25 protein-coding genes and 1 tRNA gene are annotated in these 20,755 nt (G+C 63.8%); 8 read left to right on the top strand and 18 right to left on the bottom strand.

All coding sequences use genetic code 11. The annotated features are described in order from the left end of the window. Window positions 1-176 precede the first annotated feature (176 nt). Window positions 177-1,793, top strand: a complete 1,617-nt coding sequence (locus ZAL01S_RS01025; RefSeq protein WP_066078418.1) for a hypothetical protein — start codon at window positions 177-179, stop codon at window positions 1,791-1,793. 35 nt (window positions 1,794-1,828) lie between these two features. Beyond that, window positions 1,829-3,340, top strand: coding sequence for a hypothetical protein (locus ZAL01S_RS01020; protein ID WP_066078414.1), 1,512 nt, complete (start codon window positions 1,829-1,831; stop codon window positions 3,338-3,340). A gap of 90 nt (window positions 3,341-3,430) precedes the next feature. On the opposite strand, the gene smpB is transcribed toward ZAL01S_RS01020, so the two are convergent. The 4 genes from smpB to prfB form a co-directional block, all read right to left on the bottom strand. Then, a complete protein-coding gene (gene smpB, locus ZAL01S_RS01015) occupies window positions 3,431-3,907 on the bottom strand; it encodes an SsrA-binding protein SmpB (RefSeq protein ID WP_066078411.1) in 477 nt (158 codons plus the stop codon). A 108-nt stretch (window positions 3,908-4,015) separates the two neighbouring features. Continuing rightward, entirely contained in the window at window positions 4,016-4,927 is a 912-nt protein-coding gene (gene ftsX, locus ZAL01S_RS01010; RefSeq protein ID WP_066078408.1) for a permease-like cell division protein FtsX, read from the bottom strand. 2 nt (window positions 4,928-4,929) lie between these two features. Beyond that, window positions 4,930-5,829 carry a cell division ATP-binding protein FtsE gene (gene ftsE / locus ZAL01S_RS01005; RefSeq protein WP_083522950.1) on the bottom strand — a complete coding sequence of 300 codons (900 nt, stop codon included), beginning with the start codon at window positions 5,827-5,829 and terminating at the stop codon, window positions 4,930-4,932. Window positions 5,830-5,949: 120 nt separating this feature from the next. Next, window positions 5,950-7,065, bottom strand: coding sequence for a peptide chain release factor 2 (gene prfB / locus ZAL01S_RS01000; protein ID WP_066078405.1), 1,116 nt, complete (start codon window positions 7,063-7,065; stop codon window positions 5,950-5,952). 148 nt (window positions 7,066-7,213) lie between these two features. Between prfB and ZAL01S_RS10550 the strand changes: the two genes are divergently transcribed. From ZAL01S_RS10550 to ZAL01S_RS10665, 3 genes are all read left to right on the top strand, one after another. Beyond that, window positions 7,214-7,495: an N-formylglutamate amidohydrolase gene (locus ZAL01S_RS10550; RefSeq protein WP_244875288.1), complete on the top strand. Its 282-nt coding sequence runs from the start codon at window positions 7,214-7,216 to the stop codon at window positions 7,493-7,495. After that, a complete protein-coding gene (locus tag ZAL01S_RS00995) occupies window positions 7,467-8,123 on the top strand; it encodes an N-formylglutamate amidohydrolase (protein ID WP_244875287.1) in 657 nt (218 codons plus the stop codon). Before ZAL01S_RS10550 ends, ZAL01S_RS00995 begins: the two co-directional genes overlap by 29 nt. Window positions 8,124-8,241: 118 nt before the next feature. Continuing rightward, a complete protein-coding gene (locus ZAL01S_RS10665) occupies window positions 8,242-8,373 on the top strand; it encodes a hypothetical protein (RefSeq protein ID WP_280464599.1) in 132 nt (43 codons plus the stop codon). Here the strand turns inward: ZAL01S_RS10665 and ZAL01S_RS00990 are convergent. Genes ZAL01S_RS00990 through ZAL01S_RS00960 form a run of 7 tightly spaced genes read right to left on the bottom strand, consistent with a single transcriptional unit; the run spans window position 8,370 to window position 12,953 of the window. After that, window positions 8,370-8,846, bottom strand: a complete 477-nt coding sequence (locus ZAL01S_RS00990; protein WP_159421529.1) for a pilus assembly protein TadG-related protein — start codon at window positions 8,844-8,846, stop codon at window positions 8,370-8,372. The two genes, ZAL01S_RS10665 and ZAL01S_RS00990, sit on opposite strands and share 4 nt — an antisense overlap. After that, window positions 8,843-9,301 carry a hypothetical protein gene (locus ZAL01S_RS00985; protein WP_066078399.1) on the bottom strand — a complete coding sequence of 153 codons (459 nt, stop codon included), beginning with the start codon at window positions 9,299-9,301 and terminating at the stop codon, window positions 8,843-8,845. Before ZAL01S_RS00985 ends, ZAL01S_RS00990 begins: the two co-directional genes overlap by 4 nt. Continuing rightward, window positions 9,261-9,695 carry a TadE/TadG family type IV pilus assembly protein gene (locus ZAL01S_RS00980; protein ID WP_244875286.1) on the bottom strand — a complete coding sequence of 145 codons (435 nt, stop codon included), beginning with the start codon at window positions 9,693-9,695 and terminating at the stop codon, window positions 9,261-9,263. The genes ZAL01S_RS00985 and ZAL01S_RS00980 overlap by 41 nt, the downstream gene beginning before the upstream one ends. Then, window positions 9,667-9,864 carry a hypothetical protein gene (locus ZAL01S_RS00975; protein ID WP_066078394.1) on the bottom strand — a complete coding sequence of 66 codons (198 nt, stop codon included), beginning with the start codon at window positions 9,862-9,864 and terminating at the stop codon, window positions 9,667-9,669. The genes ZAL01S_RS00980 and ZAL01S_RS00975 overlap by 29 nt, the downstream gene beginning before the upstream one ends. Before the next feature lie 52 nt (window positions 9,865-9,916). After that, window positions 9,917-10,858, bottom strand: a complete 942-nt coding sequence (locus ZAL01S_RS00970; protein ID WP_244875285.1) for a type II secretion system F family protein — start codon at window positions 10,856-10,858, stop codon at window positions 9,917-9,919. Beyond that, the gene (locus ZAL01S_RS00965) at window positions 10,855-11,718 is read right to left on the bottom strand and encodes a type II secretion system F family protein (RefSeq protein WP_066078390.1); all 864 of its coding nucleotides are present in this window, start codon (window positions 11,716-11,718) and stop codon (window positions 10,855-10,857) included. Before ZAL01S_RS00965 ends, ZAL01S_RS00970 begins: the two co-directional genes overlap by 4 nt. After that, window positions 11,715-12,953 (bottom strand): CpaF family protein, encoded by a 1,239-nt coding sequence (locus ZAL01S_RS00960; protein WP_066078387.1) that lies wholly within the window; start codon window positions 12,951-12,953, stop codon window positions 11,715-11,717. Before ZAL01S_RS00960 ends, ZAL01S_RS00965 begins: the two co-directional genes overlap by 4 nt. Window positions 12,954-13,075: 122 nt before the next feature. Here ZAL01S_RS00960 and ZAL01S_RS00955 point away from each other — a divergent pair, with 122 nt between their 5' ends. Beyond that, a complete protein-coding gene (locus ZAL01S_RS00955) occupies window positions 13,076-13,801 on the top strand; it encodes a VIT1/CCC1 transporter family protein (RefSeq protein WP_066078384.1) in 726 nt (241 codons plus the stop codon). A 79-nt stretch (window positions 13,802-13,880) separates the two neighbouring features. Here the strand turns inward: ZAL01S_RS00955 and ZAL01S_RS00950 are convergent, their stop codons facing one another. Continuing rightward, entirely contained in the window at window positions 13,881-15,362 is a 1,482-nt protein-coding gene (locus tag ZAL01S_RS00950; RefSeq protein WP_110467098.1) for an amino acid permease, read from the bottom strand. A gap of 88 nt (window positions 15,363-15,450) precedes the next feature. On the opposite strand from ZAL01S_RS00950, the gene ZAL01S_RS00945 reads away from it, so the two are divergent. Further along, window positions 15,451-15,534: transfer RNA gene (locus ZAL01S_RS00945), tRNA-Leu, on the top strand. 572 nt (window positions 15,535-16,106) lie between these two features. Here the strand turns inward: ZAL01S_RS00945 and ZAL01S_RS00935 are convergent. The 5 genes from ZAL01S_RS00935 to murI form a co-directional block, all read right to left on the bottom strand. Further along, window positions 16,107-16,391: a hypothetical protein gene (locus tag ZAL01S_RS00935; RefSeq protein ID WP_159421528.1), complete on the bottom strand. Its 285-nt coding sequence runs from the start codon at window positions 16,389-16,391 to the stop codon at window positions 16,107-16,109. Next, window positions 16,381-16,707 carry a hypothetical protein gene (locus ZAL01S_RS00930; RefSeq protein WP_159421527.1) on the bottom strand — a complete coding sequence of 109 codons (327 nt, stop codon included), beginning with the start codon at window positions 16,705-16,707 and terminating at the stop codon, window positions 16,381-16,383. Before ZAL01S_RS00930 ends, ZAL01S_RS00935 begins: the two co-directional genes overlap by 11 nt. A gap of 63 nt (window positions 16,708-16,770) precedes the next feature. Then, on the bottom strand, window positions 16,771-17,382 hold the full coding sequence (gene rdgB / locus ZAL01S_RS00925; protein WP_066078367.1) for an RdgB/HAM1 family non-canonical purine NTP pyrophosphatase: 612 nt from the start codon (window positions 17,380-17,382) through the stop codon (window positions 16,771-16,773). Further along, window positions 17,379-18,122 carry a ribonuclease PH gene (gene rph / locus ZAL01S_RS00920; protein WP_066078365.1) on the bottom strand — a complete coding sequence of 248 codons (744 nt, stop codon included), beginning with the start codon at window positions 18,120-18,122 and terminating at the stop codon, window positions 17,379-17,381. The genes rdgB and rph overlap by 4 nt, the downstream gene beginning before the upstream one ends. Before the next feature lie 32 nt (window positions 18,123-18,154). Further along, a complete protein-coding gene (gene murI, locus ZAL01S_RS00915) occupies window positions 18,155-18,985 on the bottom strand; it encodes a glutamate racemase (protein WP_066078363.1) in 831 nt (276 codons plus the stop codon). A gap of 65 nt (window positions 18,986-19,050) precedes the next feature. Here murI and ZAL01S_RS00910 point away from each other — a divergent pair, with 65 nt between their 5' ends. Continuing rightward, a complete protein-coding gene (locus tag ZAL01S_RS00910) occupies window positions 19,051-20,388 on the top strand; it encodes a nicotinate phosphoribosyltransferase (RefSeq protein WP_280464598.1) in 1,338 nt (445 codons plus the stop codon). A 61-nt stretch (window positions 20,389-20,449) separates the two neighbouring features. Here ZAL01S_RS00910 and ZAL01S_RS00905 read toward each other — a convergent pair whose 3' ends face one another. Continuing rightward, window positions 20,450-20,740 carry a DUF3039 domain-containing protein gene (locus ZAL01S_RS00905; RefSeq protein ID WP_066078360.1) on the bottom strand — a complete coding sequence of 97 codons (291 nt, stop codon included), beginning with the start codon at window positions 20,738-20,740 and terminating at the stop codon, window positions 20,450-20,452. Window positions 20,741-20,755: the final 15 nt, after the last annotated feature.

Genomic DNA, 20,755 nt, shown 5'->3' with positions numbered 1-20,755 from the left:
GATGTTGCCATCCGACGTGTGCGGCATCACAGCCACTGTTGAGTTGTCGCTGCCCAGCACGACCGGGCATCAGGTAATACTACGTCATCCGAACCATGCGTGCCGATGTTCACCTGAATGTTGTTTGCGAATGCGACGGTGGGACCCTTGCCAACCGTCCCTAGGAAAGCGTCACTGTGTCACCTCGCGCCGACCGATTCGATCCCAACCGGCAGTTGCCGGAGATTGACCCGTTCGCCCAGGCTGGAAACGCCTCGGGAACGTCCCAGGCCACGGGCACGGCATCTGCATCCGAGGGCACGGGTTTTGGTGCACCGCAGCAGGTGCAGGCCCCGTGGGGCCGGAAGAGCCGCGCTTCCTCGTACGTGAAGTCGATCGGCAGCACGGGCACCCAACAGCAGTCCGCCCAGCCGATGGCACCCAGCGGATTTGAACGCATCGCCTTCGACCGCGAGCAGCAGAAGAAGGGCCCGTACGAAGAGGGCAAGAAGCTCAAGGGCAAGAAGGCCATCAAAGCGTACGAGGCCGAGCAGGAGGCGAAGCGCCGTCGTGCCGAAGAAGAGGCTCGTCGCGCCGCCGACCGCGAATCCAAGGGCGTCGCTGGCTTTGCCGACCGCACCTCGAAGGTGCGCGGTGTTTCCATCTCGAACCCGGACTACGTGCCAACCGCGATCGAGGGCGCCATCGACGCTGCCCCGCCGAAGCCGCCGAAGCCCTGGTACAAGAAGTTCGCGATCATGGTGCCAGCATCCATCGTGCTCGTCGTGGCCCTCGCGGTCGGTATTGGCTGGCCCGCCTACCTCCAGGTGCAGGCCACGAACGAAGCGAACGCTGCCGCCGAACAGTACCAGCGCGCCATGCAGGCCTACGAAGTGGCTTGGTCGGAAGACAACCTCCGCTCACTCATTGCCGCAAAGCCGAGCACCGCGATCTCGAGCGTTGACAATCCGCTCCAGCAGCCTGCGGACGCGCAAAAGAATCTCGACTCGCAGTGCAGCCTCCTCGAGGAAGCCTCGCGCGCGGCCACGGCGATGACCCAGGCTCCTCCCCCGAGCGTCGCGCAAATCGCAGGCGGCGAGTTCTCCTCCGCGTATCAGGATGTCCTCGCCCAGGACGCGAGCTTCGAGCGTGAACGCGCGAGTGCCACGGCGCTCCTCGACGGCATCGCGGTCACGATGCCGCAGCTGCAGCAGTTCTGCACAAACTTCCGGCTCGGCGTCGCGATCGAAAACGCGAGCGGCATTCGCGACGAAACCGAACTCGCACCGCTGCGCACCTTCAAGCAGGGTGCGGCGATGAAGTTCGACAAGGCTACGGTTGCCTGCCCGGACGCACAGGGCTGCCCTGACCTCCCCAACAAGGACAAAGCCAAGCAGTATTCCGAGCTGTGGGCTGACATCGCCGAAGAGCACGACACTGCTCTCTCGACCCACTACGCGGAGCAGTGCTGGCTCGACGCACTCACGCCGTACTGCGTGCTCATGTCCTCTGCATGGACAACCCACAAGGAAGACAACGGGGATGTTGCCTCCGCTCTCGGTTCACCGAAACCGAACGAGGCTGGCCCCACGCCCCCGCTCCCCGATCTCGATGCGGCTCGAGCCACCCAGACGAAGAACTACGCCGACGCTGAACACCTCGCCTACCTCGAGGCAGGCAAGGTCGATGCGGCAGTGCTCGCGGATGACAAGCCCGAGTGGGAAACCTCGATGGTGACGCGGCTCCTCAAGAGCTTCGAGCACCACCTCAGCGAAGGCCGGGCCGGCTACCTCGACGTGGCTGGATCAAAGTAAGGCGATTCCAGGTCTGGCCGCGTACCCTGTTGGGCATGATTGGCTCCAACGGCAATGGCTCGACCCCGAACAACGGCGAGCCGTTCGACCCGACACCCACCGACTCGTCGCCAAGCGACGACACCATCCGCTGGCAGAAGCCCCAGGATGGCGCGTCTGCGCACGACCGTGAGCCGACGGTGTTCGGTCAGCAGGCAACGCGAGCCGAGGATGCAGCATCCACGACTGAGCTCACGAACGCTCCGGAGGCACCGACTTTCGTCGAGGCAACACAGCTCAGCCCCACCGCCGAATTCGCTCACCCTCTCGACGCCGACGCGGCGGCGGATTCCCTTCACGACGAACTCACGGAACTTTTCCCCCAAGCACCGGTCGCAGAGAACGAAGCAAACAGCACGCCGCTCAGCGCAGCCAGCGCGACACCAGCCGTTCCCGACGAGGCAGCGTACAAGCGCCCGCGCCAGCCACACCCCTGGTATCGGAAGCCGCTTTACATCGGCATCGCGGCAGCACTCGCTCTCGCGCTCATCCTCGCGATCGCGATCCCGCTCGTCATGAACCTCAACAAGGCGAAGCACGGCGACCGCCTCGCGGACGAGTACACGACTGCCCTCGCCACGCACGACCAGACGTGGACGGAAGAGCGTCTCGCGAGCATCGAGGCGATTTCGCTCGCCGACACGCTCGAAGAGAAGCGCGACTTTTTCACCCAGTCGATGGCTTCGATGAAGTCCTTCGACGAGCAGTGCAAGGCTGTCGAATCCGCGGCGCAGGCGATGGCTGAGCTCCAGGCGGCCCCCATGCCGACGCTCGTGAGCGAACCGGGTGCGGATGCCTCCGAGAAGTACCGTCAGGCTCAAGCCACGGCATCCGCCAATGAGGCGAAGGCGGCCGCCGAGCAGGAGCTTGTCACCAAGGGCAATGAGGAGCTCACCGTCCTCAGTGAGTTCTGCCTCACGCTCCCCCAGTACAACACCGTCTACAACCAGTACCTCTCGAGCCTCGAGACGAGCCTGAAGCCCACCCTCACACTCCAAGAAGGCGACAAGGTCACCCTCGAGGGCGGCAAGAAGTGGACGTGCAACTCGGCTGAGGGATGCCCGGATCTCACGGACCAGGACAACCGGACGAAGTTCGCGGATGCCTTCGATGCCTCCACGACGACCTTCTACTCAACTTTCTCCGACCTCGCGAAGAAGCAGTGCTTCTTGAGTTCCATGCAGACGGTCTGCGACGCGTACGCGAGCGAATGGTCCGCAGCCGCCACGAGCTACAAGGCCGCCACCGACTCGCTCCGGAACAACGAGCCGACCGTCGAAGCAGGCTCGCCGCTCTACCCCGACTTCGAGTCGAACGTGCAAGCCGCGAGCGAGCACGTGAAGGCCGGTGACGCGAAGGTCGCGGAGGCCTGGAAGGGCATCGACCCTGACGCAACCGACCAGGACAAGACCGGATGGCAGTCCCGCAGCCTCAAGCGCATCCTGAGCGGTCACCAGGACGCCCTCACGGGATACGTCAACGCCGTCCGCCAGGCAGCCGCGACGTAACCCGAGATACGAGTGGCCCGGAGGAGCAATCCTCCGGGCCACTCGTCGTTCTGCAGGAGCTCAGCTCGTGGTTGAGCTGAGCGGTAATCACTATTCGCCGAGCCGACGACGCAGCGACATCGCCCGCTCCGCCTCGCGCTTGTCCTGACGCTCACGCAGCGCGTGACGCTTGTCGTATTCCTTCTTACCCTTCGCGGTCGCGAGTTCGACCTTCGCGCGGCCATCCGAGAAGTACAGGCTCAACGGGATGAGCGTGTAGCCACCCTGCTTCGTCTTGAGGTGCAGCTTCTCGATCTGACGCTTGTGCAGGAGGAGCTTTCGGGTGCGGCGCGGTGCGTGGTTGTTCCAGGTGCCCTGGAAGTATTCGGGAATGTGGACGCCTTCAAGCCAGGCTTCGCCACGGTCGATGTGCGCGTAGCCATCCACGAGCGATGCGCGACCCATGCGAAGGGCCTTCACCTCGGTGCCTGAGAGCACAAGTCCCGCTTCGACGGTGTCCTCGATGAGATAGTCGTGCCGTGCCTTGCGGTTCGTGGCGACGACCTTCTTGCCCTGTTCCTTTGGCATGATCGCCCTCCTCGTTTCGTGCAGCGGCTCCGCCAACGCTGGGCAGCAAGCCAGACGACGAAGGCGGACCCGCTAGTTTAGCGGATCCGCCTTCAGCGCATGTTTGAGCTAGACGCGCAGGTAGCGGCTGATCGCGACGCTTCCTGCCACCGCAGCGAGCACGACGCCGACGACGACAAGGATCGGCGCGACGATCGCCGCATCCCCGTAGCTGACGAGCGCGGTGAACGGCATCTTCGGGGCCAGGTAGCCGCGCACGAAGAAATGCACGACGCCGAAGATCGCACCTGCGGCGAGGATCGAGCCAATGAGCGCCGACACCACGCCCTCCAGAATGAAGGGGGCCTGGATGAGGCGGTTCGAGGCACCGACAAGGCGCATGATGCCGAGCTCACGGCGGCGCGAGAATGCCGAGAGGCGAATCGTCGTCGCGATGAGCAGCGCTGCCGCGATGAGCATGACCGCTGCCACACCGATCGAGGTGAGGCTCGCCACGTTGAGCGCCTCGAAGATGCCGTCGAGGAACTGCCGCTGGTCGGTGACCGACTCCACGCCGGGCATGGTCGAAAGCTGTTCGATGAGGATGTCCGACTGGGCCGGGTCCTTCATGTTCACCCAGAACGCCTCGTTGAGGTATTCCGGCTTCACGAACTTCGTGATCGGGTCGCCCGCGAATTGCTTCTGGAAGTTCTCGTACGCCTGGTCCTGGTTCTCGAAGTAGTACTGGTTGATGTACGGGGAGAGGACGCTACCCTTGAGCTCGGCTTCAATGGCCTGAATCTGCTCGGGCGTGGCCTTGCCACCGGCGCAGTTTGCGGAGGCGGACGTGTCGGTGCACATGTCGACCGCAACCTGCGCACGGTCGTACCAGTACGTCTTCATCGACTGGATCTGCAGCTGCAGCAGGATCGCACCGCCCACGAACGTGAGCGAGAGGAAGGTGACGAGGATGACCGAAATCACCATGCTGGCGTTGCGGCGAAGCCCCTGCCACATCTCAGAAAAGACGAAACCCATCATGCCTATCGGCCTCCGTCTCGCGAGGTGAAGTGGTCGTCGGTGGGTGCCTCCGCGCCGAACTCGCCGTCATCCAGGAAGGCGTCGTCAGCGAAGACATCGTCGGCGGCAACACGTTCGGCCATCGACTCGGCGATCGACTTGCGCGTGCGCTCGTCGACCTCTTCCTCGACGTTGAGCGACTCATCCACCTGGTCGTCGTGCTCGCCAAGGCTAATGACCTCGGGCTGGTACACGCCGCCGGTTTCGTCGCGGATGATGTCACCCTGCTCGAGTGCGATGACGCGACGCTTTGCCTCATTCACGATGCCCACGTCGTGCGTCGCCATGATGACGGTCGTGCCGTTCGCGTTGATGCGTGTGAGGAGCTTCATGATGTCGGCCGAGGTTTCCGGGTCGAGATTGCCGGTCGGCTCGTCGGCGAGCAGGATCGGCGGCTTGTTCACGACCGCGCGGGCGATTGCGACGCGCTGCTGTTCACCACCTGAGAGTTCGTGCGGGAAGCGGCGCTCGAAGCCGTCGAGACCAACTGTCTCGAGCACGTCCGGAACGGCTTCGTTGATGAAGCCCTTTGACTTGCCGATCACCTGCAGCGCGTAGGCGACGTTCTCGAAGACCGTCTTGTTCGGCAGCAGGCGGAAGTCCTGGAACACCATGCCGACGTTGCGGCGATAATAGGGAATCTTGCGGGAAGAAATCGCGGCGAGGTCCTGTCCGAGGACGTGGATCTGGCCGGACGTCGGCGCATCTTCTCGAAGAATCAGTCGCAGCACGCTCGACTTGCCGGACCCCGAAGGGCCGACAAGGAATACGAACTCTCCGCGAAGGATCTCGAACGTGATGTCGCCGAGAGCGGGTTCGGGCTTGCCCGGGAACACCTTGGAGACGTGGTCAAATCGAATCATGGCGCGTTCAGGCTACGGGGCCAAGGCCCGGCATTCCGTCGCGGCGCGCCGTGAGTGGGATTCGCTCACCGTACGTTCACGAAGGCTCGATCGGGACGGCGCAGCAGCGGATCCGTGCGACTATTCGGCGTCTTCTGCCTGCTGCTGCTTGCGCCAGCGGATGCCCGCGGCAATGAATCCGTCAAGATCACCATCGAAGACGCGATCTGGGTTACCGGTCTCGAAGTTCGAGCGCAGGTCCTTCACCATCTTGTAGGGCGCAAGCACGTATGAACGCATCTGGTCGCCCCAGCTGGCGGTGATGTTGCCGGCGAGCTCCTTCTTCTTCGCGTTCTCTTCTTCGCGACGGATGAGAAGAAGGCGCGACTGCAGCACGCGGAGGGCCGCGGCACGGTTCTGGATCTGTGACTTCTCATTCTGGCAGCTCACGACGATGCCGGTCGGAAGGTGCGTAATGCGCACGGCCGAGTCGGTCGTGTTCACCGACTGGCCGCCGGGGCCCGAGGAACGGAACACATCCACACGGATGTCGGATTCCGGCACTTCGATCGACTCGGTCTGCTCGATGAGCGGCACGACTTCGACCGCGGCGAAACTCGTTTCGCGGGATCCCGCCGAGTTGAAGGGACTCATGCGCACGAGACGGTGCGTGCCAGCTTCGACCGAGAGCGTGCCGAAGGCGTACGGTGCATCCACTTCGAAGGAGGCGGACTTCACACCGTGGTCGGCGTAGCTCGTGTCGAGCACGGACACCTTATAGTCGTGCTGCTCAGCCCAGCGCACGTACATGCGGAAGAGCATCTCGGCGAAGTCGGTGGCGTCGTCGCCGCCAGCGCCAGCGCGGATCGTAACGACCGCCGGGCGTGGGTCGAATTCGCCGTCGAGGAGCGTCTGCACTTCGAGGTCGCCAATGACCTTCGTGATGGCGTCGAGCTCGGCGCGAGCTTCGTTCGCGGTCTGCTCGTCCTCCATTTCGTTCGCCATGTCGATGAGCACTTCGAGATCGTCGAGACGCTGGTCGACGGAGTTCAGGCGCTTGAGATCGGCTTGCGCATGGCTGAGCTTTGAAGTGACGGCCTGGGCGTTCTCGGGGTCATCCCAGAGGTTCGGTTCGCTCGCTTCACGCTCGAGTTCGGCGATGGATGCCGTGAGCTTGTCCGGGTCGAGCACCGTGCGAATGTCGGCAAAGGTGGCTCGAAGCGCCTGGATTTCGGCGGAGAGGTCAAGAGGCATCATGATTCCTCCAGCGTACCTGGCGCCCTCCACGCCCAAGACGCCGTCCGGCACGGTGAGCTGGAGGCATCCTGGGGTCTCGTGACGCGAGGTTGGCAAAGCGCACAGCCATTCAGATACAAAACCCCTGATCCGACGATATTCCGAACTCATGACCACCAGTCAACGCCAACGTGAATGCCAGGAATTGCCGCGCTCCTGCATCCACGCCGGTCACGCTGAGATCATGACGCACTCGCAGGACATGGCCCAATCCCCCGCCCACGTGGTCATCGGTGACTGGTCCGGACCGGTTGTCGCGACCGCCATCCACGCGGGCCATGAACTGCGCACTGCAGTCGCTGACGCGATGAAGCTCGACGAAGAGGTTCGCTTCCGTGAAGAGGACCCCTTCACTGACCGCATTGCGCACCACGTCCCCCGACCGCATTGAGGTTCGACGCTCCCGCGTTGAGGTGGACCTCAATCGTGACCGCGACGGTCACGTCTACCGCTCGGCGGATGAGTGCTGGGGCCTCGAGGTGTGGCACCGCTCGCCGCTCGACGAGGGCGTCGCAGAGCGCAGCCGCGCGGTGCACGACGAGTTCTACGAACAGCTCGGCGTGCTGCTCGACCCGATCGCGAAGCACGGCCCCTTCGTCCAATTTGACTGCCACTCCTATAACCACCGCCGCGACGGTGACGGCGCCGACGCCGTGCCCGAGGCTCGGGCAGAGAATCCTGACGTCAATGTCGGGACAGGCTCGCTCGACCGCGAGTACTTCGGTCATGTCGTCGAAGCCTTCATCGATTCGATGTCGAAAGCCACGATTGACGGCCGCCCGCTCGATGTCCGCGAAAACGTGAAGTTCAAGGGTGCGAATCTCGCCCGCTGGGCGCACGAGCGTTACCCCGGCGTCTCGTGCGTGCTCACGCTCGAGTTCAAGAAGACCTTCATGGACGGGTGGACGGACACACCCGACGACGCACACATTGAGGCACTCACCGAGGCGCTCCGTGACACCGTCAACCCCGTCATGACGGCGCTCGCGGGCTTCACGACCCCACGGATGCTCTCGTGAGTTCGAACACCTTCGCGGCGCGCGATCTCGAGATCGATCACGAGCTCGCGCGACCCTCATGAGCTGGCTCGAGACCCAGCAGGCGTACACGATCGAGTAGGCCGATGGCCGCGACATCGTGAGCTACTCCACCATCCACCTCTCGATGAGCGAGATTGATGTGGTCTACGCGATCAATGAACAGAGCTGGAGCAACATCGTCAACTTCTCGCTGCGTGTGCATGGCGACTCGGCACGCGTGACTGCCTAGGCGAGCGCGGCGCGTGCAGATGAGGTTGCGCGAAGTTCGACAAGTTCGGGCAGCAGCTCGCTCACAATCGGCGGCGACCACATGGCTCGAAGCTCCACCTCGACGCTCTTGCCATCGGGGCTCTCTGCCCGCACGACCTCGAGCGAAAGGAAGTGCGTGCTGTCGATCTGCCCGATGTAGTGTCTGACGCTCTCACCCACGTTCGCGTCGTCGAGTTGGACCTCGACGCGGCCGTCTCGAAGCTGGGCTGAGCTCAGGTCGTAGTGCTCTGCAGCGGTGAGCGCGGCCGCATCAGCGAGTGCGACGAGGCGTCGCTCGGCGAGGTAGAGGCTCGAGGCGGCCGCAAGCACGGCGATGAGCATGAGTCCGATGACCGTGTAGCCGAGGAGCAGCACGAGGATCGAGCCCTCATCATCTCGCCGGGCTCGACGCCGAGTTCCTCCGCCTCCTTTGAGTTCACGTGCGTCGCTCACGACATCACCCCACTCATCGGGAAGGTCGCGCTCGCCGTCACAGGGATACTCGCGCGTGCCTCTGGGTCAAAGGACGCGGGGATGAGCGGGAGTGGCGCCCGCACGGTGACGCTCACCGTGATGGAATCCTCCCCCGCACAACCATTCGTCGTCACGTCACACGAGATAACCGTGTCGGCGTGCTCAGCCGTGTACCCGTGGTCGGCGAGCGCGAAGAGGATGGCCGACTCTGCCGCGTGCAGCGAAGGGTCGTCGGCGCGCGCAGGCTCGGCGAGGATGCGCGCGGCGTGACGGGCTCCACCTTCTGCGCAAAGTGCCGCCTGGTGAATGCTCGCAAGACTCAGCGCGAGGTACGCGAGTGGCACCATGAGGAGTACCCCGAGTGTCAAGAACTCGAGGCTCGCGGAGCCGCGGTCATCCCTGAGCCCGCGCCAGCAGTTCTTCACGCGGTGCATGTCCCTTCACCTCCATCGCATCGGGCAGGCCAAGCAAGCCAACGAGCGGCAGCGGCGCCACGACGACCACCTCAACCGCGGGTACACCGAGATAGTCGGTGTAGTGGGCCGAGACCTGCTCGGCGTATTCGGGTGCGAGGCTTTGTTCGAGGACATCCCGTGCCCGCGCTTCACCTGCGGCAAGATCGGCCCCGACAAGACCGGCGTACCGCGCTCCTTCGGCTGCGGCGTCTGTTGCGACCGTGCGCACGTACATCGCGAAGCCGAGTTGCAGCACGGTGAGAAACACGAGCGTGAGCAGGGATGCGACGAGCGCCCACTCGGCCGGGGCGGAGCCGCGCTCGGAGCGCCAGCGCGCGAGCATCCTAGTTGCCGCTGACTCGGTTGATCGCATCCTGGAACACCTGCACGAGGAGTTCGCCGGCGACGGTCCAAAGCAGGATGACGAGTCCTGCGCTCATGATTGTGATGAGCACCCAGCCAGGTACGTCACCGCGCTCGGAACGTGCGCGATCGCTGAGGGCTGAGACGAGGTTCATGAGGTAGTTCATGACGAAGGTCATTGTGTTCTCCTGTGTCGTAGTTCGGGCAAATGTGGGCGGGATTAGGAATGGATTAGAAGGCTGTGTTGAGGACGAAAATGCCTGGCCAGATGGCGAAACACACCGTCGTCGGCAAGATCAAGAAGACGAGGGGCACCATCATGAGCAGTTCCTTGCGGCCAGCGGATTCAAGCAGTTCACGTTTCGACACATCGCGCGCGTCGCGGGCCTGCGCCCGCAGAATTTCGCTGAGCGGAGCACCCCGCTCAAGCGCCGCGATGAGGTGATCGAGGCAGCGTTCGAGCGGCACATGGCCGAGTTCACGGCCAAGTTCGCCAAGAGCGGTCGAGAGCGGCACACCAGCGGAGGTGCGGGACACGACCGTCCCGAATTCGCTGGCGAGTTCTCCGCTCGTCACCCGGGCGACGCGGCGAATGCTGTCGTGGATGCTTTCTCCCGCGGAAAGGGACAAACTCAGAAACTCGAGCACGGTCGGAAATTCGCTCGAAATGCGGCGCATGCGCGACATCGCCTGCTGTTTCAACACGGTCTCACGCATAAGGACACCCGTCACCGCGGCCAGAACGGGCAGCGCGAACTGCCCCGCATTCACCTCGCTGCGCACAGCACCGATCGTGAGGCTCACGAGCACGCCAGCGGCACCAGCCGCGAGGCCCCACATGACCTGTTGCGCGCGCAATTGCTCAACGGTGAGGGCAAGCCCGGCCTGGCGAATGCGAAGACGCAGCTGCTGTTCACCGCCGAGAACGGCTGTGAGGAGAGCTCGTCCTGCATGCAGGAGCGGGCCAACCACCGCTCCGATAACGGGAAGCGGATCCTGCAGTGTTCGCTCGTGGTGGAGCCGTGCCGGAGTGGACACATCACTCACGAAGGGCGCGACGCGGTCGAGGAGGCGCGGGCGACCGAGTGCCGGTACCGCGAGCGCGAGCGACCAGAGCCCGAGTCCGAGCGTGAGGCCGAGGGCAAGCCCCCAGCCGATCTGTGACGGGTTCACGCGAACCACCTCCGATCGTCGCGGAGGCGTCCAATGCGACGCATGATGAGGTACGCAAGCACGGTGACGGCCAACCCGGCGATGATGAGGAAGACACCACCGGGCGCGTTGTACGCTTCGGCAGCTTCCGGTCGTGTTGCGAGGAGTGCGAGGACAATCCACGGTGCTGCCACGCCGAGTCGGGCCGCGTTCATGACCCACGATTGGCGTGCTTCGACCTCGTGTCGGATGGCCTGTTCTTCGCGGAGGTAGACGGCGAGCGAGCGGAGGATGCTCGGGAGTTCGGTGCCGCCGACTTCGCGTGCGAGGCGCAGCGTTTCGATCATTCGGTCGGCTGTCGGGTCTGCGAGGCGGTCTTTGAGGGTGTCGAGGCTTGCGCTGAGGTTGCCGGTGCGCTGGTATTCGCGGGCGAAGTGTTCGAAATCGCTTCGCAAGAGTTCTGGGCCGCTCGTGCCGAGCGCGGAGATCGCTTCGGGGAGGGCAAGGCCTGCCCGAACACCGGAGACGAGGTGGTCGACGGCATCCGGCCACACGAGGCGTGCGGCCCGGCGACGTTGCCCCGCTTTCCAGGCGATGAGAAGGATCGGAGCTGCCGTCCCGGCCACGGTGGCGAGCAGGGCCAGGATGACGACGCCCGTGAGCCCGAGGGTGAGCCCGCCGATCATGAGCCCGAAGACGAGTGCGCTCACCGCGACAATGCCGATCGGCATCCGTTCAAGGCCTGCACGGGTGAGTGTTCCGCGGATGCTGTGCTGCAGGCGAGCGAGGCTCGAGGTGGTTTCCGCAGTTGCACGTGCGGGCGCTGGCGTGACGATGAGCCAGACGCCGAGGCCGAAGAGTGCAGCGAGGATGGCGCTCATGCGATGCGCCCATCGAGTGCGGTCCGAAGTTCTGCGCGAAGCGGCTCGAAGCGCGGCTTCGGCGGGTAGGAGCCGGTCGCGACGAGCGCAGCTCCGCGTCGTTCGAAGATCGTGGCGGCTTCGATCGTGCGCGCATGCACCGCGCCGGAGGGCGAAAGGATCGAGTGCACTTGGCGGTGACCGTCCTTCGCGCGTTCCAGGTGGACGACGAGGTCGAGGCTTTGCGCGATGGTCGGCACGATGAAGTCAGCGTCGATGTTGCGGCCGGCAAGAAGCGGCAGCGTCGCGAGCTTTTGGAGCGCATCCCTGGCAGAGTTCGCGTGGATCGTGCACATGGACGGCAGTCCCGAGTTCATGGCGATGAGCAGGTCGAGAGCTTCTGCTTCACGCACTTCACCGATGACGAGTCGGTCGGGCCGCATCCGGAGCGCTTCTTTCACAAGGCGGCGCAGCGTGATCTCGCCGCTTCCTTCAAGGCTTGCTTGCCGGCACTGCATGGCGACCACGTCGCGCGCGGCAAGGTCAAGTTCGAAGGTTTCTTCCACTGTAATGATGCGCTCGTGTGGCGAGACCGACGCGAGGAGCGCGTTGACCATGGTCGTCTTGCCGGTGTGGGTGGCGCCGGAGACAAGGACGCTCGCGCCCGAACGGACCATTGCACGCAAGAACTGCGCAGCGTCGTGGGTGAGCGAGTCACGCTCGACGAGGTGTGAGAGATCGCGCAGGCGCCGCGTGAACTTTCGGATGTTGATCGCTGGGTATTTCCGTACAACGTCCGGGATCGCCACGTGCAGGCGCGAGCCGTCCGGCAGCGAGGCATCCACGAACGGTGAGGAGAGATCGATGCGTCGGCCGCTCGACTGCAGCATCCGCTCAATGAGGTCGCGCAGTTCGTGTTCCGGAATGACGGTCGGGGTGAGCTCGGCAACTCCTCCGCGCCCGACGAACACGCGGCTCGGCGCGTTCACCCAGATCTCCTCGATCTCGGGATCGTCGAGGTACGGCTGGAGTGCCCCGAAGCCGGTGACGCGGGCGAGGACCTCGCGTACCATGGCCTGTTCGTCGAAGCCGTGTCCGTGCCGGCTCGCAAGCCCCTGTTCTGCGGCCCGACGTACTTCCTCGTGGACGATGGCGCGAGCGCGCTCGCGTTCGTCACGCACGTCAATTCCTTCGGCGGCAATGCGCTCGCGCACCCGCTCTGTGATTCCCCCTGCTTGTTGCACGGCCTGGATCATGCCCTATTGATGGAACATCTGCGGAACGTTATCCACAGGGCAATTGGTAACCTTTGGTTTACCTTCGAGAGGGCAGCCTCACCTTCCTATCGCTCACCACATTGGTGACGAATGATGGAGGCATGAGCACCTCCCCGGCATCCCCCCACAAGGGCCCTGATCTTCACGCTGGCAACCTCTCTGGCCGCCTGAACTGGCTGCGTGCTGGCGTTCTCGGCGCGAACGACGGCATCGTCTCGGTCGCTGCCCTCGTCGTTGGTGTTGCTGCAGCGACGAGCGACATCAACGCCATCCTCATTGCCACGGTCGCCTCGATCATTGCTGGTGCGGTGTCGATGGGTCTTGGCGAGTACGTGTCAGTCTCGAGCCAGCGCGACACTGAGCGCGCCCTCGTCCGCAAGGAGCGCTGGGAGCTTGAGAACCTGCCTGAGGAGGAGCTCGAGGAGCTCACACAGCTTTACGAAGCGAAGGGCCTCACGCGCGGCACTGCCGAGCAGGTCGCCAAGGAACTCACGGCGCACGATGCCCTCGCTGCGCACCTTGAGACCGAACTGCGCATGTCGGAAGAGGATGAGTCGAACCCGTGGGTTGCTGCTGGCGCTTCCGCTCTGGCCTTCACCATTGGTGCGGCGCTGCCGCTGCTCGCAGTACTTCTTGCCCCTGCGGCTTGGCGTATCCCGGCGGTTGTGGTCGGTGTCCTCATCGCACTGACGATCACCGGTTGGATTTCGGCGCACCTTGGTGGCGCCTCGCGAATCAAGGCCATCCTCCGCGTCGTGTTTGGTGGTGGCGCGGGCCTGCTCGTGACCTACCTCATCGGTGCGCTCATGGGCACGAACATCGCGTAGCCTTCGAGCACAGAGAACGATCGGGCAGGGCCGCTGATGCGGACCTGCCCGATTTCGTACTTTGACGGTGTAGGCCGCCTTAGCGCGTGAGGTCGGCTTCCTCGAGCTTCACGCCCGGGGCGCGCGTCACAAGCTTGTGGCCGCCCCAGAGGAGGAAGAAGAGTGGGAGCGTGAGATACGTCATCATGATCTCGCCGAAGTTCGCGGCGGGGTCAGTGAAGAAGTCGAGGCCCTGACCGATCACCACGACCGTGCACATGATGAGCGCGACGACCGGCCCGATCGGGAAGAGCTTCGCGCGGTACGGGAGATCCTTCGGGTCATTGCCCTGCTTCACGTAGGCGCGGCGGAAGTTGTAGTGGCACCAGGCGATCCCCATCCAGGTGATGAAGCCGGCAAGACCGGACGCGCTCACAAGCCACTGGTAGGCCTCACCTTCACCGACAAGGCTCGTGAGGAAGCAGAGCGCGCCAACCGCGGTCGTCGCGATGAGCGCGGGCAGCGGGATGCCCTTCTTCGTCACCTTCGTGAAGATCTTCGGTGCCTTCCCCGACATGGCGAGACCGTGCAGCATCCGAGTCGAGGCGAACATGCCCGAGTTACCAGCCGAGAGGATGGCGGTGAGGATGACCGCGTTCATGAGCGTTGCGGCGCCGAGCACGCCCGCCTGCTCGAAGATGAGCGTGAACGGGGCGATCGAAATGTCTTCGCTTTCGCTGGCACCAAGCAGGCGCGGGTCGCTGTACGGAAGGAGGAAGCCGATGACGGCGATTGCGCCGACGTAGAAGAGCATGATGCGCACGAACACCGAGCGGATGGCCTTCGGAATCGTCTTTTCCGGGTGCTCCGCTTCGCCGGCCGCAACACCAATCATTTCGGTGCCTTGGAACGAGAATCCGGCGATCATGAACACGGACATGATGCCGTGCCATCCCTGTACGAACGGCGCCTCGCCAATCATCCAGTTCGCGAATCCGGGCGACTTACCACCGAGGATGCCGAAGATCATGAGCACACCCATGATGAGGAACACGATCACCGTGAATACCTTGACCGAGGCAAACCAGAATTCGCCCTCGCCATATCCCTTGACGCTAATCGCGTTCAAGGCAATGAGGATGACAAGGAATGTTGCTGACCAAATCCATCCGGGCACATCCGGCAGCCAATACGACATGACCAATGCCGCAGCAACCAGCTCGACCGCGACGGTAATGGCCCAGTTGAACCAGTAATTCCATCCCGCAGCAAAACCAAACGAGGGGCTCACAAAGCGCGTGCCGTACGCCTCGAAAGAGCTCGAGAGCGGAAGGAAGGTGGCCATTTCGCCGAGGCTCTGCATGAGCAAGAAGACCATGATGCCGATCGCGGTGTACGCGAGGAGCGCACCACCCGGACCAGCCTGGGAGATGGTGGCGCCGGAGGCCACGAACAGGCCGGTTCCGATCGCACCACCGATCGCGATCATGTTGATGTGGCGCGATTTCAGCGCTCGCTTCAGTCCCTCGTCAGTTGTCGTCGGATCGGACGCAAGGGACTCCGGGGTCGTCATGTCGCTCATCTCCAGTGATGTCGGTGCAGCAGGTTGCAACTTTACTCCCAAACGAAACGAGCCGCCCGGAACGCTCGCATATAATTCATGGGCATTTGCGGGCGTGGTGGAATTGGCAGACACGCAGGATTTAGGTTCCTGTGCCCTAGGCGTGAGGGTTCAAGTCCCTCCGCCCGCACCATTTTGGGTTCCTCGACTCCCTTGTGTTTTCGGGCTTCTTCCGCATGCTGGTGCGGATCGTGGGGGTTTTGCCGCCTCCCTCATTGTTGCTCGTTGTTGCCTGTTTTTGACCGTTTTTGACCCAAGTTGTGGGCAAAATGTGGGCACGAATCACACCCCGAGATCCGCACCACCACGCGCCACACGAGCCTGCACTGCCCACCTGACCCGCGCAATCCGCAGCAAATGGACACCAAAAATGCCGCCCCCACCCTCCCCGGCATGGGGAAAGGTGGGGCGGCAGCATCGTCAGTTGCTAGGGTGCTGGGTTCCGATACAACATGTCGTGATTGCAGTTGTTGAGTAGCTGGATCACCTGCGGATCGTCCTTGTCGTACTCGAATGTGACCCTGTTGCCCTTATCGACGTACGCTTCCCAAACACCATCGCGGCCCCGCATCTTGTGAGCTTGGAGACCTGGATATCGAGGGTCACTCGCGAGCAGGGCCAGGCATCGGTCTATGGCGTCTCTCATCTTCTGCGGCTTCTTCGAGTAGACCCGCTTGAAGTGTTTCGTCGCCTTGAGCCTGTACTTCACTCTTCCGGGGCGTGCAGCCAAGCGATGAGCTCTTCTGCACTATCGAACTCTTCGAACTCGCCAGCCGCGAGTTCGGCACGCGCAATCTGCTCGTTCTTCTGCCACTCAGGCGTCCAGTAGTAGTCCTGAGACGGGAGAGTGACGGCCCCTGCAGGAGCTGTCGAGAATACTGGCGAGGACACGACTGACACCCCCACAGTGCTCGCAACGGGCATGACAAGCATCGAGGAGGAAGCAGCAGCGACCATCGCGACACTGATCGTGCGCGGGCTAGGCGACATCTGAACCACCGCTCTCTTCAAGGACTTGCGAGATGAGGTTCTTGAGCTCGACGAGTCGGCCCCGTGTCAACGCAAATTGCCCAACCGGGATGATCGGGATCGTCTGCCCCTCGAGCTGCTGCATGAGCTGCTCCGGCGTCGTCCCAGGGGCAATAACTGGCGGGTTGAGGAAACCAAGCGTCATCACAAACTCATCCGACTGGCCGCCGTTCACACTCACGCCGGCCTGCACCATGACCTGGTTTACGGGCCTAGGAACATCAAACGGGTTCGCCGACCAGTGAGCCTGGACTTGGACCTGCTGCGCGTCACTCATGCCGTCATTATCGCAGTGGTGTCCCTGTCGGCGAGTCGTTCGAAGAATGTTGGGAGGTGTGCGCTAGCTGCCGAGACCGAGCGCGGCACGAAGCTTCGGCATGAGCTGGTCGAAGGCGCGGCGACGGTGGCTCACCGCATCCTTTTCCGCGTCGCTGAGTTCTGCGGAGGAGCGCTCCTCCCCCTCCGGCTGGAAGATCGGGTCGTAGCCGAAGCCGTTCTCGCCACGCACTTCGGGAAGGATCGTGCCGCGCCACTCACCGAGCACCGCTTCTTCAGCACCGTCCGGCATCGAGTACGCGGCGGCTGCGGTGAAGTGGGCACCGCGGTGCTTCGGGTCATGGATGTCGGAGAGCTGCCAGAGCAAGAGGTCCACGTTCTCGCGGGCATCCTTCGACGGGCCAGACCAGCGGGCCGAGAAGATGCCGGGCGCTCCCCCCAGCAGGTCAACGCAGATCCCGGAGTCATCTGCGATGGCGGGGATCCCTGTGTGCTGCGCGGCAGCACGCGCCTTGAGGAGCGCGTTCTCGGCGAAGCTCGTGCCGGTTTCGGCGGGTTCGGGCCCGTCGTAACTCACGAGCTCAATCCCGTCAAGCGCGTCTCCGAGGACACGGCGCAGCTCAATGAGCTTGTGCGGATTGTGAGAAGCGAGGACAACCTTCACGAGCTCGCTCATGCCTCCACCCCCGCGAGGCTCTCGCGCTGAAGTTCAGCAAGGCGTCGAGTACCGACGAGCGCGAGGTTGAGGAGCTGGTCAAGCTCGGCGCGGTCGAAGGGCTTCCCTTCAGCCGTGCCCTGCACTTCGACGAAGGCGCCGCTGCCGGTGGCGACGACGTTCATGTCGGTGCCAGCACGGGAGTCCTCTTCGTAAGGCAGATCAAGCATGGGCGTGCCGTCGATAATTCCGACCGAGATCGCGGCGAGCGAGTCGGTGAGCACCTTCGCGGAGGCCGGAATGTGGCCCTGCTGCTTCGCCCACGCGATCGACTCGACGAGTGCCACGTAGGCGCCGGTGATCGAGGCGGTGCGGGTACCGCCGTCCGCCTGCAGGACATCGCAGTCGAGCTGGATCGTGTTCTCACCGAGGGCGCGCATGTCGACAACTGAACGAAGTGAACGACCGATGAGACGCGAGATTTCGTGCGTGCGGCCACCGACTTTCCCCTTCACTGACTCGCGGTTTGAGCGCTCATTCGTGGCGCGCGGCAGCATCGCGTATTCGGCGGTCACCCAACCCTTGCCCTGACCTGTGAGCCAGCGCGGGACGCCCGGGGTGAAGGATGCGGTGCAAAGCACGCGGGTCTTCCCGAAGGAGATGAGGGCCGAGCCCTCCGCGTGCTCCGACCATCCGCGTTCAATCGTCACGGGACGGAGTTCGTCAAGTGCGCGGCCATCCGCGCGGGTCACATCGCTCATCGCTTCTTCCTCAGGGGTTCGTACGCTCGGGGTCACTCAGTGGGCTGGGTTGGGAGTTCGATGATGCCCGTGTGGTGACGCTCGACGCGCTCCACATCCGGGCCGAGAAACTTGTTCGCGAGACGGTGGAACTCGTCGGTGTTCGCACCGGTCGCACGATAGGTGTAGCGGGCGACGTTGTCGAAGGGTGCAAGCAGTTGACGGTCAGCGAGCACCCGATAGACGTCCTTCGCCGTCTCCACGTCGCTTGAGACGAGCGTGACCTCGGGCCCGGCGACGTAGCCGATGACGCCCTTCAAGAACGGGTAGTGCGTGCAGCCCAGCACCATCGTGTCGACCTTGTCGGCGAGCAGGGGCGCGAGGTATTCCTCGGTGACGTGCAGGAGTTCGGCACTCGTCGTGTCGCCGCGCTCTACGAACTCCACGAAGCGCGGACAGGCCTGCGCGATGACGTGGACGGACGGATTCGCAATGAACGCGTCCTGGTAGGCCCCGGAAGAGATCGTCGCCTGCGTGCCGAGCACTCCGATCCGCCCGCTCGAAGTGGCACTCACAGCTGCCCGGACGGCGGGATGGATGACCTCCACGACCGGCACCTCGTACCGTTCCCGCGCATCGCGCAGAACGCTCGCGCTCGCCGAATTGCAGGCGATGACGAGCATCTTGACCCCCTCCGCCACGAGCTCATCCATGACCTCGAGTGAGAAGCGGCGCACATCTGCGATGGGCTTCGGACCGTACGGCTGGTGTGCCGTGTCGGCGACGTACACGAGCGACTCACCAGGAAGTTGCGCTCGAATCTCCCGGGCGACGGTCAAGCCGCCTACTCCGGAGTCAAAGATTCCAATCGGCGCGGTACTCATTGAGGCGATCCTACTCGTCAGTGCCTTTCAAGCCACGCAAACGGCCGAGAGCCTAGGCTGGCCGGGTGACTGCGCTCCCAGAATCCACCGCATTCCTCACCGACCAGTACGAGCTCACGATGCTCGACGCTTCGCTCCAGGACGTCACTGCCGATCGCGAGTGCATCTTTGAGCTCTTCGGCCGCAAGCTCCCCTATGGCCGCCGCTACGGCATCGTCGCCGGTACCGGCCGCGCAATGGAGCTGCTCACGCACTTCCGCTTCCACGATGAGGAACTCGAATTCCTCCGGAAGCGCAGGGTCGTCTCGAGCACGGCGCTCGACTGGCTCGCGAACTACCGCTTCTCGGGTTCGATTCGCGGCTACCGGGAGGGCGAGCTGTATTTCCCGAATTCGCCGCTGCTTGAGGTGCGGTCGAGCTTCGCCGAAGGTGTCATTCTCGAGACGCTGTTCCTCTCGGTCCTCAACTACGACTCGGCGGTCGCTTCAGCAGCCGCTCGCATGGTGTCGGCTGCTGGCGGCCGTCCGCTCGCTGAGATGGGTTCGCGCCGCACGAGTGAGCGCTCAGCGGTCGCTGCCGCCCGTGCCGCCTACATTGCCGGATTCAGTGCGACGAGCAACCTGGAGGCTGGCCGTAGCTGGGGCGTGCCGACGATGGGCACGGCTGCGCACTCGTGGACGCTCCTGCACGAGACCGAAGAAGGCGCGTTCCGTGCCCAGATTCAGGCGCAGGGCACCGGCACGACGCTCCTCGTCGACACCTACGACGTGCGCGAAGCAATCGAGACCGCGGTGCGCGTGGCAGGTCCCGAGCTCGGCGGTATCCGCCTGGACTCGGGCGATCTGCCGGTGCTCGTGCGCGAGGTTCGTGAGCAGCTTGATTCGCTCGGCGCGACAAACACCACGATCACGGTCACGAACGACCTCGACGAGTACGCGATCGCCGGTCTGCAGGCGGTTCCGGTCGACTCGTATGGTGTGGGCACGAGTGTCGTCACGGGTTCTGGCCATGTTGCCTGCGGATTCGTGTACAAGCTCGTTGCCCGGAAGGACGAGGCTGGAGAGTGGGTGTCAGTCGCGAAAAAGGCGCCCGGCAAGGCCTCGATCGGTGGTGTGAAGGTGCCTATCCGTCGCCGTTCTGAACGTGGCACTGCCACCGCCGAGCTCATCGGACTGAACGGTGCACCCGTTGGCGACGCGGATGACCGCGAGCTGTGGGTGGACTACGTCACCGACGGTGAGGTCAACGAGAAGTGGCTCGGCAAGAAGGGCGTGGAGGCGGCACGCGAGCACTGCACGCGCGCAATGAAGGAGCTTCCCCGCACCGCGCTTCGTCTTCGCGACGGCGACGCTGCGCTCGAGACGGTGCTCGTCTACGCCGACGGTTCCCGCGTCGAGCTGTAACGACGTCACACGACTGGGGCGGGCTCGAATCGGTCGAGTCCGCCCCAGCCGTTCTCATGATCTAGTCGCGAAGGATGTTCTCGTAGATGTCCTTGCACGTCGGGCACACCGGGAAGCGGTCCGGGTTGGAGTTCGGGAGCCACTTCTTGCCGCAGAGGGCGCGAACCGGCTTACCCGTCACCGCGGATTCGAGGATCTTTTCCTTGCGGACGTAGTGCGAGAACTTGTCGTGGTCGCCCTCGTCGAGCTGTTCGTCGTTGAGGAGCTGCTCAAGTTCTCGGTCAAGGAGCGCCGTGCCGCCACCGGGTGCGTCGGGGCCGCCGGGCGCTTCAGGGGATCCGTCAAAGCTCATGAGTGGATTCTACGG

This window comes from [Zimmermannella] alba NBRC 15616 (assembly GCF_001570905.1).
In the GTDB taxonomy this organism is placed as follows: domain Bacteria; phylum Actinomycetota; class Actinomycetes; order Actinomycetales; family Microbacteriaceae; genus Pseudoclavibacter; species Pseudoclavibacter albus.
The sequence above is the reverse complement of the archived record's forward strand: the minus strand, read 5'-3'. Positions and strand labels throughout refer to the sequence as shown.

Coding starts and splice junctions, on each gene's coding strand:
- ZAL01S_RS01020 (WP_066078414.1), top strand. CDS start 1,829: ATGATTGGCTCCAACGGCAATGGCTCGACCCCGAACAACGGCGAGCCG.
- smpB (WP_066078411.1), bottom strand. CDS start 3,907: ATGCCAAAGGAACAGGGCAAGAAGGTCGTCGCCACGAACCGCAAGGCA.
- ftsX (WP_066078408.1), bottom strand. CDS start 4,927: ATGATGGGTTTCGTCTTTTCTGAGATGTGGCAGGGGCTTCGCCGCAAC.
- ftsE (WP_083522950.1), bottom strand. CDS start 5,829: ATGATTCGATTTGACCACGTCTCCAAGGTGTTCCCGGGCAAGCCCGAA.
- prfB (WP_066078405.1), bottom strand. CDS start 7,065: ATGATGCCTCTTGACCTCTCCGCCGAAATCCAGGCGCTTCGAGCCACC.
- ZAL01S_RS10550 (WP_244875288.1), top strand. CDS start 7,214: ATGACCACCAGTCAACGCCAACGTGAATGCCAGGAATTGCCGCGCTCC.
- ZAL01S_RS00985 (WP_066078399.1), bottom strand. CDS start 9,301: ATGCACCGCGTGAAGAACTGCTGGCGCGGGCTCAGGGATGACCGCGGC.
- ZAL01S_RS00980 (WP_244875286.1), bottom strand. CDS start 9,695: ATGCGATCAACCGAGTCAGCGGCAACTAGGATGCTCGCGCGCTGGCGC.
- ZAL01S_RS00975 (WP_066078394.1), bottom strand. CDS start 9,864: ATGACCTTCGTCATGAACTACCTCATGAACCTCGTCTCAGCCCTCAGC.
- ZAL01S_RS00965 (WP_066078390.1), bottom strand. CDS start 11,718: ATGAGCGCCATCCTCGCTGCACTCTTCGGCCTCGGCGTCTGGCTCATC.
- ZAL01S_RS00960 (WP_066078387.1), bottom strand. CDS start 12,953: ATGATCCAGGCCGTGCAACAAGCAGGGGGAATCACAGAGCGGGTGCGC.
- ZAL01S_RS00955 (WP_066078384.1), top strand. CDS start 13,076: ATGAGCACCTCCCCGGCATCCCCCCACAAGGGCCCTGATCTTCACGCT.
- ZAL01S_RS00950 (WP_110467098.1), bottom strand. CDS start 15,362: ATGAGCGACATGACGACCCCGGAGTCCCTTGCGTCCGATCCGACGACA.
- ZAL01S_RS00935 (WP_159421528.1), bottom strand. CDS start 16,391: ATGTCGCCTAGCCCGCGCACGATCAGTGTCGCGATGGTCGCTGCTGCT.
- ZAL01S_RS00930 (WP_159421527.1), bottom strand. CDS start 16,707: ATGAGTGACGCGCAGCAGGTCCAAGTCCAGGCTCACTGGTCGGCGAAC.
- rdgB (WP_066078367.1), bottom strand. CDS start 17,382: ATGAGCGAGCTCGTGAAGGTTGTCCTCGCTTCTCACAATCCGCACAAG.
- rph (WP_066078365.1), bottom strand. CDS start 18,122: ATGAGCGATGTGACCCGCGCGGATGGCCGCGCACTTGACGAACTCCGT.
- murI (WP_066078363.1), bottom strand. CDS start 18,985: ATGAGTACCGCGCCGATTGGAATCTTTGACTCCGGAGTAGGCGGCTTG.
- ZAL01S_RS00905 (WP_066078360.1), bottom strand. CDS start 20,740: ATGAGCTTTGACGGATCCCCTGAAGCGCCCGGCGGCCCCGACGCACCC.